The following is a 15,910-nucleotide window of genomic DNA, read 5'->3' as shown; positions in this document are numbered from 1 at the left end:
CGGGGTCGCCATCGACGTCGGTGTCCAGGGCAACGTCGTGCTCGGATTCCGCGCCATCTTCGCGCTCGGGCACGAGCACCGCAGCCGCCTCAACGGCCTTTACATGGCGACGTTTTTCGCAGCGGGCGCGGCCGGCTCCGCGGTCGGAGCCTTCGCCTTCGCGCAAGGCGGCTGGGTGCTGGCATCTGCCATTGGCCTTGCGCTGCCCCTGATGGGGCTGCTCTATGCGGCCACCGAATAGCCATGCCCTGCTTGCCAGCCTCCGCAGTAAATCCCACAGCGCGCGTTGCGCCCGCGCAACAGTCCGGCAACCATCCGCGAACATGCCGCGCGCCGCTAACTTTTCGAAAAAGATTTGGCCGCAGTTTCTCCCGCGGGAATGACGAGGGAGTTTTCGGAGATGAACGGTTACGCCATCCTGGAGAACGTGCGCCGCTATCGCGGCATCGCATCGCTCTATCGCCAGACCGCAGCGTTCCGCCCGGGCCAGAGCTGGTCGCTGCTGGAGCAGGCGAGCGAGTGGGAAGCGCGGGCGTTGTCGGAATTGGAAGCCTATTTCGCGACACGCACGGACCACGCCGCGCTCGCGGCCTGATCGCCGGCGATCGGCGCGGCCGTGAGCCGGCCCGCCGCAGCCGTCACCGGCCACGGGGCAAGTACGGAGTTGTCTCCGTCCTCTTCTGTGCTAGCAACGAGCCGATCTCCTTTGCGTCGGCCGGGGCACGCGATGACCACCTTCAACCGCATCTTCACGACCGAGCGCCTGCTTCAGATCATCCTGGTGCTGGCGGCTACGCTCGCCATGAAGCTGATGAGCTGAGTGCCGGCGGCCTATTGCCCGCCGAGATCGGGCACATCGGGCAGATAGTTCGACCCTTCCGAGCCCAGAAAATCGAACATCGCCTGCGCCGGCGGCAGCAGCACCTTGTCGCTGCGGCGGATCACGTACCATTGCCGCACGATCGGCAAGCCCGCGACGTCGAGCACGACGAGCCGGCCCTCGGCGAGCTCATGCGCCACGGTGTGAGCCGAGATGAAGGCGATGCCGAGCCCGGCGATCACGGCCTGCTTGATGGTCTCGTTGCTGCTCATCTCCATGCCGATGATCGGCTCGAGATCGGACTTCTGGAACAGGCCCTCCATCAGCGTGCGCGTGCCCGAACCGGGCTCGCGGGTGAGGAAGGTCTCGTGCACGAGATCGGTCAGGCTGAGGCCGGAATCCTTCTCCAGCCAGTGCCCCTTGCGGGCGACGATGATGTGCGGATTGCGCCCGAGCTGGCGGACATCGACGGTGACGTCGGCCGGTGGCCGACCCATCACCGCGAAGTCGAGGTCGTAGCCGTGCATCGCCTCGCGGATCTCCTCGCGATTGCCGATGGTCAGCTTGATCTCGATCCTGGGGTAACGCTTTGAGAATGCCGCAATCGCATGCGGCACGAAATATTTGGCGGTCGAGACCGCGCCGAGATGGACCGTGCCGCCGGTCCGACCCGCGAGCAGGTCGAGCGCGCCCTGGCAGTCCGTGATGGCGGCCTCGACCCGCTCGGCCAGCGCCAGCACCTCCTTGCCCGCTTCCGTCAGCAGCATGCCGTCGCCGGTCCGCTGCACCAGCGGCAGGCCGGCAAGATCCTGAAGCTGCCGGAGCTGCTGCGTCACGGCCGGCTGGGTCAGACCGAGATGGTTGGAGGCCGCGGTCACGCTGCCCTTGGCCGAGAGCGCCGCAAGCGAGCGCAGCTGCCGGATCGTGAGATGCCGGAGCTGAGCCGCTGCATGGCCAGGACCATTATAAGAAAATTCTTTGAGGCTCATTATGAATAGAAATTTTCCTTATTAAATTGCCCCTGTCAATCTCCTGAAGCCGGGACTGACCGCATCGACCCCCAGCGGGGAGGGAATGAGTGCGGCACCGGCAAAGGGGATGGACGCCGATGACCGGGCAACTCAGGCTGGACGATCACCTTCAACGGTATCGCGAAACCGCACCGCACGCGCTGGCCGTGGCGGCCGCGGTCGATGCCGTCGCTGCGGCGGCGATCGAGATCGCCGACCTCATTGCCGGCGGCGACCTCTTGGACGCATCGGGCCTGACGACGGGGCGCAACAGCGACGGCGACGTCCAGCGCGACCTCGATGTGCAGGCAGACGCGATCCTGCGCCTCTGCCTCGGCAAGCTCCCGATCGCGGCGCTGGCGTCGGAAGAGATGCGCGAGGCCCAGATCGTCGATCGTCAGGGCCGCATCTGCATCGCGATCGATCCGCTCGACGGCTCCTCCAACATCGACATCAACATGACCGTCGGCACGATCTTCTCGATCCTGCCGGCACCGGACGATCTCTCGCTCGCCTTCCACCAGCGCGGCTCGGCACAGCTCGCGGCGGGCTTCGTCACCTACGGCCCGCAGACCTCGCTCGTGCTGACGCTGGGCGAGGGCGTCGACATCTTCACGCTCGACCGCAAGTCCGGCTGCTTCCGCCTCGCGCGCAGCGGCGTGCAGATCGCCGAGTTTAGCGAGGAGTTCGCGATCAACGCCTCGAACAGCCGGCACTGGGATCCGCCGGTGCGCGCCTTCGTCGACGAATGCCTCGCAGGTGTCGGAGGGCCCGCGAACCACGATTTCAACATGCGCTGGGTCGGCTCGCTGGTCGCCGAGGCCTACCGCATCCTGACCCGCGGCGGCGTGTTCCTCTATCCCTCCGATGCGCGTCCCGGCTATGGCGACGGCCGCCTGCGCCTGACCTACGAGGCGCATCCGATGGCGATGATCATCGAACAGGCCGGCGGCTCCGCCACGACGGGACGCGGGCGCATCCTCGACCTCTCCGCGCAAAGCCTGCACCAGCGCGTGCCGCTGATCATGGGCTCGAGCAACGAGGTGCGGCGGGTCGAGGAGCTGCACTGCGATCCGCTGCTGGTCGCCAGCGTCTCGGCGCCGCTGTTCGCGCGGCGCGGATTCTTCCGGCTCTGAGCGGGGTGACGCCATGTCCAGGAAACACCCGATTATCTCCATCACCGGCTCGTCCGGCGCCGGAACCACCTCGGTCAAGAAGACCTTCGAGCAGATTTTTTTCCGCGAGAAGGTCAACGCCGTCTACATCGAGGGCGACGCCTTTCATCGCTACGACCGCGCCGAGATGCGGGCGCAGATGGCGAAGGAGGCCGAGCGCGGCAACAAGCACTTCAGCCATTTCAGCCCCGAGACCAATTTGTTCGAGGAGCTGGAGCGTGCCTTCCGCGACTACGGCGAGACCGGCACGGCGGTGACGCGGCATTACGTGCACGACGCCGAGGAGTCCGCGCTGCACGGCGCGGCGCCCGGTACCTTCACCGATTGGAAGAAGCTGCCGGAGAACTCCGACCTGCTGTTCTACGAAGGGCTGCACGGCGCCGTGGTCACCGACAAGGTCAATGTCGCGCGCTATGCCGACCTCAAGATCGGGGTCGTGCCCGTCATCAATCTCGAATGGATCCAGAAGCTGCACCGTGACCGCAGCGCGCGCGGCTATTCGACCGAGGCCGTCACCGACACCATCCTGCGGCGAATGCCCGACTACATCCACTATATCTGCCCGCAATTCAGCGAGACCGACATCAACTTCCAACGCGTGCCGACGGTGGACACTTCCAATCCGTTCGTGGCGCGCTGGATCCCGACGCCGGACGAATCGATGGTCGTGATCCGCTTCAAGAATCCGCGCGGCATCGACTTCCCCTATCTGCTCTCGATGCTGCCGCAAAGCTGGATGTCGCGCGCCAACTCGATCGTCTGCCCCGGCGCCAAGCTCGACCTCGCGATGCAGCTGATCCTGACACCGCTGATCATGCAGTTGATCGAGCGCAAGCGCAGCCTGAAGTGAAGGAGGAGAGCATCCGATGAACATCTCCGTCCATGCCGAAGCCGACCTCACGGCGGTCACGCACCACGATCTCGCCAATGCGGTCCGCTTTCTCGCGGTCGACGCCATCGAGACCTCGCAGTCCGGTCATCCCGGTTTGCCGATGGGGATGGCCGACGTCGCCACCGTGCTGTTCTCCCGCTTCCTGAAGTTCGACTCGGCCCATCCCAATTGGCCGGACCGCGACCGTTTCGTGCTGTCGGCGGGGCACGGCTCGATGCTGCTCTATGCGCTGCTGCACCTCACCGGCGGCGACCTCAGCCTCGACGACATCAAGGCCTTCCGGCAATGGGGCTCGAAGACGCCGGGCCATCCCGAATATGGCCACACGCGCGGCGTCGAGACCACGACGGGGCCGCTGGGGCAGGGCATCGCGACCGCCGTCGGCATGGCGCTCGCCGAGCGTATGGCCAATGCACGGCATGGCGACGGCCTCGTCGATCACTTCACCTATATCATCGCCGGCGACGGCTGCCTGATGGAAGGCATCAGCCAGGAAGCGATTTCGCTCGCAGGCCATCTCGGCCTCGGTCGGCTCATCGTGCTGTTCGACGACAACGGCATCTCGATTGACGGTCCGACCTCGCTTGCGACGTCGGACGACCAGCTCGCGCGCTTCGCTGCCTCCGGCTGGTCGGTGCGCCGGGTCGATGGGCACGATTCCGAGGCGGTCGCGCAGGCGATCGCCGAGGAGCGGGAGACCGCAAAGCCGTCGCTGATCGCTTGCCGCACCATCATCGGCTATGGCGCGCCTGATAGACAGGGCACCGAGAAGGCGCATGGCGCGCCGCTCGGCACGGAGCAGACAGCGGCGGCGCGCCGGAATCTCGGCTGGGACTACCAGCCCTTCGTGGTGCCTATCCCGGTGCTCAAGGCGTGGCGGATGATCGGGCAGCGCGGGCAGGTCGATCGGCTCGCCTGGCTCGATCGCTATGAAGGCGCGACGCCTGAGCAGCGCGACCTGTTCGTCGAGGGCAAGGCCGTCGCTCTGCCGGCGGCCTATGTGTTGGCCGCCGCGAAGTTGCGCGAGCGCTTTGCCAGCGAACAGCCGAAGCTCGCGACCCGGCAGGCCTCGCAACAGGTGCTCGACGGCATCGCCGGGACCATTCCCGGCCTGGTCGGAGGCTCCGCGGACCTCACGCATTCGAACCTCACGCATGCCAAGGCGCAGGCTCCCGTCAAACGAGGAGCGTTCGGCGGCGAATACATCCACTACGGCATTCGCGAGCACGGCATGGCCGCCGCGATGAACGGCCTCGCGCTGCATGGCGGCTTCATTCCCTATGGCGGCACGTTCCTCGCCTTCTCCGATTACAGCCGGCCGGCGATCCGCCTTGCCGCGCTGATGCGCCTGCGCGCCATCCATGTGATGACCCACGACTCAATCGGCCTCGGCGAGGATGGCCCGACGCATCAGCCGGTCGAGCATCTGGCGGCGCTGCGCGTCATCCCGAACCTCCTGGTGTTCCGTCCCGCGGACGCGGTGGAGACGCTGGAGGCGTGGGACTGCGCACTCAGCTCCGAGAAGCGTCCATCCGTGCTGTGCTTGTCGCGGCAGGCGCTGCCGACCTTTCGCAGCGATGCCCGCGGCCGAAACCGTGTCTCATGTGGCGCCTATCTCGTCGTCTCGCCCGACGGCGGCCGCGACGTGACGCTGATCGCAACCGGCTCGGAAGTGGCGATAGCCCTGGATGCCGCCCGCCTGCTAGCGACCGAGCACATCCGCGCGGCCGTGGTCTCCGCGCCGTGCTTCGCCCTGTTCGAGGAGCAGCCGGACGACTACCGCGCCGCAGTGCTCGGCACCGCGCCGCGCGTCGGAATCGAGGCAGCAGTGTTGGGCGACTGGCCACGCTGGATCGGCGCCGACGGCGAGTTCGTCGGCATGCGCGGCTTCGGCGCCTCCGCGCCTGCGCCGGTGCTATATCGCGAATTTGGCATCACGCCGCAGAGCGTTGCGGAAGCCGCCCGCCGGGCGATCGCCCGCAAGAGCCAATAAGGAGGACAATCCGTGGCCCGTATCACCCTTCGCCAGTTGCTCGATCACGCCGCCAGCCACGGCTATGCCGTGCCTGCGTTCAACATCAACAACATGGAGCAGGGCATCGCGATGATGCAGGCTGCGGCGGAGGTCGACGCGCCCGTGATTATCCAGGCCTCGCGCGGCGCGCGCAGCTATGCCGGCGATCTCATGCTCTCGCACATGATCGACGCGCTGGAGCGGACCTATCCCGACATCCCGCTCTGCATGCACCAGGACCACGGCAATGACGAGGCGACCTGCGCGTCCGCCATCGCCCACGGCTTTACGTCGGTCATGATGGACGGCTCGCTCAGGGCCGATGCCAAGACCGCGGCCGACTATGATTACAACGTCGCGATCACCCGCCGCGTCGTCGATCTCGCGCATTGGGTCGGCGCATCCGTCGAAGGCGAGCTCGGCGTGCTCGGCTCGCTGGAACATGGCGGCGGGGAACAAGAAGATGGCCACGGTGTCGAGGGCAAGGTCAGCCACGACCAGCTCTTGACCGATCCCGACCAGGCCGTCGACTTCGTTCGCGCCACCAAGGTCGACGCGCTCGCCATTGCGATGGGTACTTCGCACGGCGCCTACAAGTTCAGCCGCAAGCCGGATGGCGACATCCTGGCGATGCGGGTGGTCGAAGAAATCCACCGTCGGCTGCCGAACACGCATCTCGTCATGCACGGCTCCTCCTCGGTGCCGCAGCCGCTCCAGGACATGTTCAACCAGTTCGGCGGCGAGATGCCGCAGACCTGGGGCGTGCCGGTGGATGAGATCGTTCGTGGCATCCGAAGCGGCGTGCGCAAGGTCAATATCGACACCGACTGCCGTCTGGCGATGACCGCGGTGTTCCGGAAAGTGGCCGCGCAGAGCCGCAGCGAGTTCGACCCGCGCAAGTTCCTCAAACCGGCGATGGATGCGATGCGCGAGCTTTGTCGCGAGCGCTTCGAGCAGTTCGGCACCGCGGGCCATGCGAGCAGGATCAAGGTGATTCCGTTGAGCGAGATGGCGCGGCGCTATCGCGCAGGTGACCTCGATCCGCGCATTGGCACGCGTGAGCCGGTCGCCGCCTAATCAATTCAGAGAGAAGAGCAGGAGAGAGCCATGAATGCGCATGCAGGAACCGTCCGCGGCAAAGAGCGCTATCGATCGGGCACGATGGAATACGCGCGCATGGGCTATTGGGAGCCCGAGTACACGCCGAAAGACACCGACGTCATCGCACTGTTCCGCGTGACTCCGCAGGAAGGCGTCGATCCGATCGAGGCCTCGGCTGCTGTGGCCGGTGAATCCTCGACCGCGACCTGGACGGTGGTGTGGACCGACCGCTTGACTGCGGCGGAGAAATATCGCGCCAAGTGCTACCGGGTCGATCCCGTCCCAGGCTCGCCCGGCTCGTATTTCGCCTACATCGCCTATGACCTCGACCTGTTCGAGCCGGGCTCGATCGCAAACCTCTCCGCCTCGATCATAGGTAACGTGTTCGGCTTCAAGCCCCTGAAGGCGCTGCGGTTGGAGGACATGCGTTTCCCGGTCGCCTATGTGAAGACCTTCCAGGGGCCGGCCACCGGGATCGTGGTCGAGCGCGAGCGGCTCGACAAGTTCGGCCGGCCGCTGCTGGGTGCGACGGTGAAGCCGAAGCTCGGGCTGTCGGGCCGCAATTACGGCCGCGTGGTCTATGAGGCGCTGAAGGGCGGCCTCGACTTCACCAAGGACGACGAGAACATCAACTCGCAGCCCTTCATGCACTGGCGCGACCGCTTCCTCTATTGCATGGAGGCGGTGAACCGCGCGCAGGCGGCCTCGGGCGAGGTCAAGGGCACCTATTTGAACATCACCGCTGCCACGATGGAGGACATGTACGAGCGCGCGGAGTTCGCCAAGGAGCTCGGGTCGTGCATCGTCATGATCGATCTCGTGATCGGCTACACCGCGATCCAGTCGATGGCCAAATGGGCGCGGCGCAACGACATGATCCTGCATCTGCACCGCGCCGGCCATTCCACCTATACCCGGCAGAAGAGTCATGGCGTGTCGTTCCGCGTCATCGCGAAATGGATGCGGCTTGCCGGGGTCGACCACATCCATGCCGGCACGGTGGTCGGCAAGCTCGAGGGCGATCCCAACACCACGCGCGGCTATTACGACGTCTGCCGCGAGGACTTCAACCCCACCAGGCTCGAGCACGGCCTGTTCTTCGACCAGCACTGGGCCAGCCTGAACAAGATGATGCCGGTCGCCTCCGGCGGCATCCATGCCGGCCAGATGCATCAATTGCTCGACCTGCTGGGCGAGGACGTGGTGCTGCAATTCGGCGGCGGCACCATCGGCCATCCCATGGGCATCGCGGCAGGGGCCACCGCCAACCGCGTGGCGCTGGAGGCGATGATCCTCGCCCGCAACGAGGGCCGCGACTACGTCCATGAGGGCCCGGAGATCCTCGCCAAGGCCGCGCAGACCTGCACGCCGCTGAAGGCCGCGCTCGAGGTCTGGAAGGACGTCACCTTCAACTACCAATCCACCGACACGCCGGACTTCGTTCCGACGGCGCTGGAAACCGTCTGAGGAGATTCGAACATGAAACTGACCCAGGGCTGCTTCTCGTTCCTGCCCGATCTGACGGATGACCAGATCACCAAGCAAGTGCAGTATTGCCTTGCCAACGGCTGGGCGGTGAACATCGAGTTCACCGACGACCCACATCCCCGCAACACCTATTGGGAGATGTGGGGCCTGCCGATGTTCGATCTTCAGGACGCTGCCGGCGTCATGATGGAGCTCGCCGAATGCCGCAGGGTGTATAGCGATCGCTACATCCGCATCAGCGGCTTCGACGCCAGCCACGGCTGGGAATCGGTGCGGATCTCCTTCCTCGTCAACCGGCCGAAGCAGGAGGCGGAGTTCGAGCTGGTGCGGCATGAGGTGGCGGGCCGCGCGATCCGTTACACCACCGTGCGCAAGCCGGCCGTGCAGGCATCGACCTGAGCGGTTCCCTTCCGCACGGAGCTCTCCCTGCTCCGGATCCTTGGCGGACCATTGCTTCGCGGCTCCCCCGCGGAGAAGCTCTTCTTTCGAGGCTAGCCATGCTCGATGTGCCCCACGTAACGACCACCGAACACAGCGAGACCCATTTCGATCTCCGCAAGGAGGCCGAAGCCGCGGGGATTACCGCAACGCTGCAACAGCTCGATCAGGAGTTGATCGGGCTCAAGCCGGTGAAGAACCGCGTACGCCAGATCGCATCCCTGTTGCTGATCGAACGCATCCGGCAGCGCGCCGGCCTTGCATCGGCGCCGCCGACGCTGCACATGTCCTTCACTGGCAATCCCGGCACTGGCAAGACCACGGTGGCGCTACGCATGGCCAGGATTCTGCATGGGCTCGGCTTCGTGCGGCGCGGGCAGGTGATCTCGGTGACGCGCGACGATCTCGTCGGCCAGTATATCGGTCACACGGCGCCGAAGACGAAAGAGATCCTGAAGAAGGCGATGGGCGGCGTGCTGTTCATCGACGAGGCTTATTATCTGCACCGGCCCGACAACGAGCGCGACTATGGCCAGGAGGCGATCGAGATCCTGCTCCAGGTGATGGAGAACCAGCGCGAGGATCTCGTCGTGATCCTCGCCGGCTATGGCGAGCGCATGACGAGCTTCTTCTCCTCCAATCCCGGCTTCCGCTCGCGCATCGCCCACCACATCGAATTCCCTGATTACGCCGAGGTTGAGCTGCTGGTCATCGCCGAGCTGATGCTCAAGGAGCGGGGCTATCGTTTTTCCGCAGCGGCGCGAGAAGCGTTCGAGAGATACATCGCCCTGCGCCGGACCCAGCCGTTCTTCTCCAATGCGCGCTCGATACGCAACGCCGTCGACCGCATCCGTCTGCGACAGGCCGACCGGCTGGTGTCCGATCTCGACCGCATGCTCGATGTCGCCGACCTCGAAACCATCGATCCCATGGATGTGCTTGCCAGTCGCGTATTCAGCGGCGGCGCCGACGCCCGGAGCCCAAAGCCATGACGAGGGAGATCGTCATCGCTCCCTCGATCCTGGCCGCGGATTTCGCGCGTCTCGGCGAAGAGGTCGCCGCGATCGACGCCGCTGGGGCCGACTGGATCCATTGCGACGTCATGGACGGACATTTCGTTCCAAATATCAGCTTTGGCGCCGACGTCATCAAGGCAATCCGGCCGCTGACGAAGAAGATCTTCGACGTGCACCTCATGATCGCGCCTGTCGATCACTATCTCGAAGGATTCGCGAAGGCGGGGGCCGACGTCATCACAGTTCATGCTGAAGCAGGCGCCCATCTCGACCGCTCACTCCAGGCGATCCGTGCGCTCGGCAAGAAGGCCGGCGTCAGCCTGTGTCCGTCGACGCCCGAGAGTGCGATCGAATATGTGCTCGATCGTCTCGACCTGATCCTGGTCATGACGGTCAATCCGGGATTCGGTGGCCAATCCTTCCTCGGATCCCAGCTTGAGAAGATCAGGCGGATCGGGACCATGATCGGCGCGCGGCCGATTCGGCTCGAGGTCGATGGCGGGATCACGCGCGACAATGCCGCGGCCGTGGTTGCAGCGGGCGCCGATACGCTGGTCGCCGGCTCCGCCGTATTTCGCGGCAAGAGCGCTGCCGAGTATGCCGCCAATATTGCGGCTATTCGCGTCGCCGCGGAGACGGGCCGGGTTCAGAAGCTGCAACATAGTTCCGCGCCCCCACAGCGAGCCGGAGAAAGTGCGCTCATTCGGTAGATTACGGATCAGCCCTGCTGCCGTGGTTCCGGTGTGTCAAGGCGCGCCACTTTATCCGGATGTCTACGGAGGATGCCGTCCAAACCGACCGGCTCATTCAGGCCGGGGTAACCAACGCACCTGAGAAGGACAATCGGTTAACGACCGCGCAATGCCGAGCGTCTCAATCTGTGGTTTAGGAAGGCCATGAGAGCGCGGATGCGGAATGACGATAATTGCGGGCATGAAGACCGCACGCGGCGCAAAGTGATGGCATGAGCATGCATCGCTTGTTCGCCGAGCAGCTCCGCTGCGCCACCGATGCCGCCGGACAGGTCGATCTCGTCAAGCTCGGCGAGTTCGTCAGTGCTGCCTACGAGGCCGGTGATCGAGAGCGTCAGCGGATGATCGAAATACGCGCGCAAACGCGCGACGAGGTCGAGCAGGATCTGCTGCGGACCCGCGAATTTCTCGATACCATCATCGAAAACATCCCGATCGCGGTCTTCGCGAAATGTGCGGAGAGTTCGCGCTACATCCTGCTCAATCGCGCCGGCGAAGACTATTACGGCATGCCGCGCGAACAGATGCTCGGCCGAACGCCCGAGCAGATTTTCCCAGCTGACGTGGACCGCATGGTCAACGAGCAGGATAAGCGCGTCGTGGCCAGCGGCATGCCGATGTTTCTCGAGGAGCATCTGCTCGAAGTCGGCGTCAAGGGCCGCGACCGGGTCGTCAATTCACGGAAAATGCTGATCACGGATGGGAATGGGGGTCCGCAATATCTGGTCGGCGTGATCGAGGACGTCACGGAGCGTGTCACCACCCGGCAGCGGATCAGCTATCTTGCGCATCATGATGCGTTGACCGATTTGCCGAACCGCAGCGCCTTCAATGCGGCGCTGGCTGAACGGCTGGAGCGGGCGCAGGAGGCGTCGACAAGTTTCGCCGTGCTGAGCCTCGACCTCGACCGCTTCAAGGAAGTCAACGACGTGTTCGGTCACCCCGTCGGCGACATGCTGATGCGGGCGGCGGCTGACCGGCTTGCTGCGGAAGCCGACGGCGCCTTCGTTGCCCGCATCGGCGGCGACGAGTTCATGATCCTGATGCCTGACCACATCAGTCGCGAGGACGTTGTGGCGCTGGCCGAACGCCTGGTCGAGGCGATCGGCCAGGAGCTGGAGGTCCAAGACTATCTCCTCCACGCCGGACTCAGCATCGGTGTCGCGTTCTATCCAGACGACGGCGTCAACGCCGCGACATTGCTCGCCAATGCCGACTCGGCCCTGTATCGTGCGAAGCGCGAGGGCAGGGGGCGGGTTCGTTGCTTCGTATCCGAGATGGATCAGGAGCTGCGCGACCGCAGGCTGTTGCAGCACGATCTGAGGCAGGCGCTGGAGCAAAACCAGCTCCTACTCCATTTCCAGCCCCAGGCGCGGGTGGATGGCGAGGTGATCGGCTTCGAGGCGCTGCTGCGCTGGAATCATCCGACCCGGGGCTTCGTGCGGCCGGACCAGTTCATTCCGCTGGCGGAGGAGAACGGGCTGATCATCGAGATCGGCGAATGGGCCTTACGCGAAGCGTGCCGCGAGGCGGCGTCATGGCCGCGGCCGTTGCAGGTCGCGGTCAATCTGTCCCCGGTCCAGTTCCAGGCCGGCGATCTCGAACGTTCGATCCACCAGATCCTGCTGGAGACCGGGCTTTCGCCGGCGCGGCTCGAGGTCGAGATCACCGAGGGCGTGCTGATCGGTGATTTCACCCGCGCGCTCAATCTGCTGCGGCGGCTGAAGGCGCTCGGCGTCCGCATCGCGATGGACGATTTCGGTACCGGCTATTCCTCGCTGTCCTATCTGCAGTCGTTCCCGTTCGACAAGATCAAGATCGACCGCAGCTTCATCTGCAATCTCGAGGCGACGCCGCAATCGGCCGAGATCGTCCGCGCCGTCCTGAGCCACGCGCACGCGCTGAAGATTCCAGTCATCGCCGAGGGGGTGGAGACGGAGGCACAGCGTGCCTTTCTGGCCCGCGAGGCCTGCGAGGAGATGCAGGGCTATCTGGTCGGCCGGCCCGACTTGATGGAACGCTATCTCGACCTGGTCGGTGTGACGGTGGAGCGCCGCCTCTACGCCTGACGCGCGTTGGGCGAGAGTTCCGCGGGAACGTTTGGAACCAAAGTTCTTACCCGGCTTTCTCGAAATTAACCGAGCTCAGGCACGTTGCCCGCGCAGCAAATGTTTTGCATAAGCGCCATCGGCCTGACGCAAATCCGGGCAATAAGCCTGTGAACGCGAGGGAGGGTCTCATGGAGAACGTACGTCGCTACCGGGCGCTGGCGTCCCTCTGTCGCCAGCAGGCGGCCTACCGGCCGCTGCAGACCTGGGAACTTCTCGGCCAAGCCGAACATTTCGAGCATCTCGCCGAGATCGAGCTCAAGGCGCATTTCGACGCGTGCAATGTGCATGGCGACGTGGACGCCGCCGCACCCGCGACATGGGAAGCACCCGTCGCAGCGTGATGGCTTCAGGCCGGTGGCTCAATGCGACATCAGCGCGGGGACCGTCATGGCTTCCAGCATGGCACGGGTGACGCCCCCGAGGACGCGCTCCTGCAAGCGCGAATGGCCGTAGCCGCCCATCACCAGGAGATCGAGGCTCTCGTCGGCGGCCAGCGACAGGATGGTCGGCTGGATGTCGGCGCGCGCTGCCGACAGGCCGACCGTGCGGGTTGGCACTCCGCGCCGGCCGAGATGCCTTGCCAGAGCGCTCGCTGAGGCTTCGCCGGAGGCTGCGTCGGTTTCGTTGACCGTGATGATCACGATCTCTGCGGCGCGCGCGAGGAACGGTGCTGCGTCGCGCACCGCGCGGGCGGCGAGGCGGCTGCCGTCCCAACAAATGCCGATCCGGTTCGCCTTGAAGGCTCCGCGGAAGGTGTAGGGCAGGAACAGCACCGGGCCGCCCGCCTGGAACAGGATCTCGCGCGGCACGTCGTTGTCGAACGAGCCTTGCGCCGGATCCGGCTGGAGCACGACGCTGAGGTCGTGCAGGCGCGCCATCTCGCCGAGCGTGCTGGCCGCATCCGCCGGGATCGCGCCGAGTGCGTGGCAGGTGTGGGAGAGACCGGCGTTCGCCGCTTCGCTCTTGAACACCGCGAGCGCAGCCTCGGCTCGCTCCACCGCGCGCTCGCGTTCCAGCTCGAACACGGCCGCCACCGCGGCGCCGCCCTCCATCACGTAAGCTGCACTGGTTGTGACATAGCCGACCGCGATGGCGTCGAGATGTGCGTTGAGGTGCGCCGCGAGCGAGATCGAGCCCTCGATGACGGGGCGCATGGGACGTTCGGTGGGAATGTGGACGAGAATGTCTTTGTACATGGCGCGCCTCCGGTCATCATCCGACGCTCGCAGTTTTTCACGGCGCCAAGGACTCGTATTGAGCTGCATCAATACGGGAGGTGATTTGCCAAGGCGCCCGCTGCCCCATTGTTTGCCGAGATTTAATCGGATGGACGGGACGCCGTAAGGTGGCAGCGGCCATGTTGAGGGCAAGGCGACACCTGCTCAACATGGACATTTCGACATGAACGACCGCGTCAATTTCGACACCAACACGTCTCGCAAGATACTCAGGCCGCGCCGGCTCGCGCTGCTCGGCACCGTGGCTGCGCTCGGCGTGGCCGTGCTGGCGGCATCACCCGGCGCTTCGCCGTTCGGTATGAATTCCTTCATCGCGCCGGCCCAGGCCGCGGAAACCGCCGCGACGCCGCCCGGCTTCGGCGATCTCGTCAGCAAGGTCAAACCAGCAGTGATCTCGGTACGCGTGAAGATCGACCGAACCAGCGACAAGACGGCGATGCTGCAGCAGAACCGGATGGATTCTGACGAGGACTCCCCGCTCGACCAGTTCTCGCGACAGTTCGGCTTCCGCTTCCCTGGCGGGGCGAACGGCATGCCGCGCCAGCGCCATCAGATGATCACGGGCGAGGGCTCGGGCTTCTTCATCTCCGCCGACGGCTATGCCGTGACCAACAACCACGTCGTCGACCACGCCGAGTCCGTGCAGGTGACCATGGATGACGGCACGAGCTACACTGCGAAGGTCGTCGGCACCGATCCGAAGACCGACCTGGCGCTGATCAAGGTCGACGGCAAGAAGGACTTTCCCTTCGTCAAATTCTCCGACCAGAAGCCGCGCATCGGCGACTGGGTGGTCGCGGTCGGCAATCCCTTCGGGCTCGGCGGCACCGTGACCGCGGGCATCGTCTCGGCCAGCGGCCGCGATATCGGCAATGGTCCCTATGACGACTACATCCAGATCGATGCGCCGATCAACAAGGGCAATTCGGGCGGTCCGGCCTTCGATATGAACGGCAATGTGATCGGCGTGAACACCGCGATCTTCTCGCCCTCGGGCGGCTCGGTCGGCATCGGTTTCGACATCCCGGCCTCGACCGCCAAGCTCGTCGTCGCGCAGTTGAAGGACAAGGGCGTGGTCACAAGGGGCTGGCTCGGCGTGCAGGTGCAGCCCGTGACCTCGGATATCGCCGACAGCCTCGGCCTCAAGGAGGCGCGTGGCGCGATCGTCGACAGTCCGCAGGATGGCAGCCCGGCGGCGAAGGCCGGCATCGAGGCAGGCGACGTCATCACGGCCGTCAACGGCACCACCATCAAGGACTCCCGCGATCTCGCCCGAACCATCGCCACCTTGGCGCCCGGCGCGTCCGTGAAGATCGACGTCTTCCGCAAGGGCGACAGCAAGACGCTGACCGTGGCGTTGGGCGAGCTTCCCAGCGACCGCCAGGCGAAGGGAAATGGCAATGCTGACGAAGGCAGCAGACAGCCGAATGCAGGCACGCCGCGCCTGGGCCTCAGCCTGGCGCCGGCCGGTGACGTCCAGGGCGCGGGCCCGAAGGGCGTCGTCGTGACGGAGGTCGATCCGCAAGGGCCGGCCGCGCAACGCGGTATCCAGACCGGCGACGTCATCCTCAATGTCGGTGGCAAGGCCGTCAGCAATGTCGGCGAGGTGCGCTCGGAACTGGCGCAGGCCAAATCGTCTGGCAAGCGGAGCGTGTTGCTGCAGGTCAAAAGCGCTGACGCCACCCGGTTTGTCGCGGTGCCGCTCGCCTAGCGCGAGCCACGGCTGCGCAAATCTGAAAGGCGGCCCTCGGGCCGCCTTTTTCGTGGTCGCGGAAACTCCCACGAGCCGCGATAACATTCTCGTTAACGGCAGGGGCGATGACCAGGGACCGTCCGAAAAAGCCGCTATCGCCGA

14 protein-coding genes and 1 pseudogene are annotated in these 15,910 nt (G+C 65.3%); 13 read left to right on the top strand and 2 right to left on the bottom strand.

Annotation, left to right across the window (positions count from 1 at the left end):
* Together JHD07_RS14520 and JHD07_RS14515 are read left to right on the top strand one after the other, a co-directional pair.
* Positions 1-241, top strand: a pseudogene (locus JHD07_RS14520) (MFS transporter); the annotation flags it as partial.
* Positions 242-400: 159 nt separating this feature from the next.
* Positions 401-595: a hypothetical protein gene (locus JHD07_RS14515; protein ID WP_291623253.1), complete on the top strand. Its 195-nt coding sequence runs from the start codon at positions 401-403 to the stop codon at positions 593-595.
* 236 nt (positions 596-831) lie between these two features.
* On the opposite strand, the gene JHD07_RS14510 is transcribed toward JHD07_RS14515, so the two are convergent.
* Positions 832-1,809, bottom strand: coding sequence for a LysR family transcriptional regulator (locus JHD07_RS14510; RefSeq protein WP_291623251.1), 978 nt, complete (start codon positions 1,807-1,809; stop codon positions 832-834).
* Positions 1,810-1,928: 119 nt separating this feature from the next.
* Here JHD07_RS14510 and JHD07_RS14505 point away from each other — a divergent pair, with 119 nt between their 5' ends.
* From JHD07_RS14505 to JHD07_RS14460, 10 genes are all read left to right on the top strand, one after another.
* A complete protein-coding gene (locus JHD07_RS14505; protein WP_291623249.1) occupies positions 1,929-2,966 on the top strand; it encodes a class 1 fructose-bisphosphatase in 1,038 nt (345 codons plus the stop codon).
* A 13-nt stretch (positions 2,967-2,979) separates the two neighbouring features.
* Positions 2,980-3,855 carry a phosphoribulokinase gene (locus JHD07_RS14500; protein WP_291623247.1) on the top strand — a complete coding sequence of 292 codons (876 nt, stop codon included), beginning with the start codon at positions 2,980-2,982 and terminating at the stop codon, positions 3,853-3,855.
* 16 nt (positions 3,856-3,871) lie between these two features.
* Complete coding sequence (gene tkt, locus JHD07_RS14495) at positions 3,872-5,890, top strand: transketolase (protein ID WP_291623245.1); 2,019 nt, start codon at positions 3,872-3,874, stop codon at positions 5,888-5,890.
* 12 nt (positions 5,891-5,902) lie between these two features.
* A complete protein-coding gene (gene fba / locus JHD07_RS14490; RefSeq protein ID WP_291623243.1) occupies positions 5,903-6,988 on the top strand; it encodes a class II fructose-bisphosphate aldolase in 1,086 nt (361 codons plus the stop codon).
* A 30-nt stretch (positions 6,989-7,018) separates the two neighbouring features.
* Positions 7,019-8,479: a form I ribulose bisphosphate carboxylase large subunit gene (locus JHD07_RS14485; RefSeq protein ID WP_291623241.1), complete on the top strand. Its 1,461-nt coding sequence runs from the start codon at positions 7,019-7,021 to the stop codon at positions 8,477-8,479.
* A 12-nt stretch (positions 8,480-8,491) separates the two neighbouring features.
* Positions 8,492-8,899: a ribulose bisphosphate carboxylase small subunit gene (locus JHD07_RS14480; protein WP_291623239.1), complete on the top strand. Its 408-nt coding sequence runs from the start codon at positions 8,492-8,494 to the stop codon at positions 8,897-8,899.
* 98 nt (positions 8,900-8,997) lie between these two features.
* A complete protein-coding gene (gene cbbX, locus JHD07_RS14475) occupies positions 8,998-9,930 on the top strand; it encodes a CbbX protein (protein WP_291623237.1) in 933 nt (310 codons plus the stop codon).
* Entirely contained in the window at positions 9,927-10,664 is a 738-nt protein-coding gene (gene rpe / locus JHD07_RS14470; RefSeq protein WP_291623236.1) for a ribulose-phosphate 3-epimerase, read from the top strand. Before cbbX ends, rpe begins: the two co-directional genes overlap by 4 nt.
* Before the next feature lie 254 nt (positions 10,665-10,918).
* The gene (locus tag JHD07_RS14465; protein WP_291623233.1) at positions 10,919-12,775 is read left to right on the top strand and encodes an EAL domain-containing protein; all 1,857 of its coding nucleotides are present in this window, start codon (positions 10,919-10,921) and stop codon (positions 12,773-12,775) included.
* Between the two features lie 170 nt (positions 12,776-12,945).
* Positions 12,946-13,158, top strand: coding sequence for a hypothetical protein (locus JHD07_RS14460; RefSeq protein ID WP_291623231.1), 213 nt, complete (start codon positions 12,946-12,948; stop codon positions 13,156-13,158).
* A gap of 18 nt (positions 13,159-13,176) precedes the next feature.
* Here JHD07_RS14460 and JHD07_RS14455 read toward each other — a convergent pair whose 3' ends face one another.
* Positions 13,177-14,013, bottom strand: coding sequence for a universal stress protein (locus JHD07_RS14455; protein ID WP_291623229.1), 837 nt, complete (start codon positions 14,011-14,013; stop codon positions 13,177-13,179).
* 205 nt (positions 14,014-14,218) lie between these two features.
* On the opposite strand from JHD07_RS14455, the gene JHD07_RS14450 reads away from it, so the two are divergent.
* Positions 14,219-15,766, top strand: a complete 1,548-nt coding sequence (locus JHD07_RS14450; RefSeq protein WP_291623227.1) for a Do family serine endopeptidase — start codon at positions 14,219-14,221, stop codon at positions 15,764-15,766.
* Positions 15,767-15,910: the final 144 nt, after the last annotated feature.

It is taken from the genome of Bradyrhizobium sp., assembly GCF_016462955.1.
Lineage (GTDB): Bacteria > Pseudomonadota > Alphaproteobacteria > Rhizobiales > Xanthobacteraceae > Bradyrhizobium.
Note: the sequence above shows the minus strand (reverse complement) of the source record. Positions and strands in the feature narration are given on the sequence as shown.

Bases quoted from the DNA above. Each gene is read 5' to 3' on its own strand.
- JHD07_RS14515 (WP_291623253.1), top strand. From the start codon at position 401: ATGAACGGTTACGCCATCCTGGAGAACGTGCGCCGCTATCGCGGCATC.
- JHD07_RS14510 (WP_291623251.1), bottom strand. From the start codon at position 1,809: ATGAGCCTCAAAGAATTTTCTTATAATGGTCCTGGCCATGCAGCGGCT.
- JHD07_RS14505 (WP_291623249.1), top strand. From the start codon at position 1,929: ATGACCGGGCAACTCAGGCTGGACGATCACCTTCAACGGTATCGCGAA.
- JHD07_RS14500 (WP_291623247.1), top strand. From the start codon at position 2,980: ATGTCCAGGAAACACCCGATTATCTCCATCACCGGCTCGTCCGGCGCC.
- tkt (WP_291623245.1), top strand. From the start codon at position 3,872: ATGAACATCTCCGTCCATGCCGAAGCCGACCTCACGGCGGTCACGCAC.
- JHD07_RS14485 (WP_291623241.1), top strand. From the start codon at position 7,019: ATGAATGCGCATGCAGGAACCGTCCGCGGCAAAGAGCGCTATCGATCG.
- JHD07_RS14480 (WP_291623239.1), top strand. From the start codon at position 8,492: ATGAAACTGACCCAGGGCTGCTTCTCGTTCCTGCCCGATCTGACGGAT.
- cbbX (WP_291623237.1), top strand. From the start codon at position 8,998: ATGCTCGATGTGCCCCACGTAACGACCACCGAACACAGCGAGACCCAT.
- rpe (WP_291623236.1), top strand. From the start codon at position 9,927: ATGACGAGGGAGATCGTCATCGCTCCCTCGATCCTGGCCGCGGATTTC.
- JHD07_RS14465 (WP_291623233.1), top strand. From the start codon at position 10,919: ATGAGCATGCATCGCTTGTTCGCCGAGCAGCTCCGCTGCGCCACCGAT.
- JHD07_RS14460 (WP_291623231.1), top strand. From the start codon at position 12,946: ATGGAGAACGTACGTCGCTACCGGGCGCTGGCGTCCCTCTGTCGCCAG.
- JHD07_RS14455 (WP_291623229.1), bottom strand. From the start codon at position 14,013: ATGTACAAAGACATTCTCGTCCACATTCCCACCGAACGTCCCATGCGC.
- JHD07_RS14450 (WP_291623227.1), top strand. From the start codon at position 14,219: ATGAACGACCGCGTCAATTTCGACACCAACACGTCTCGCAAGATACTC.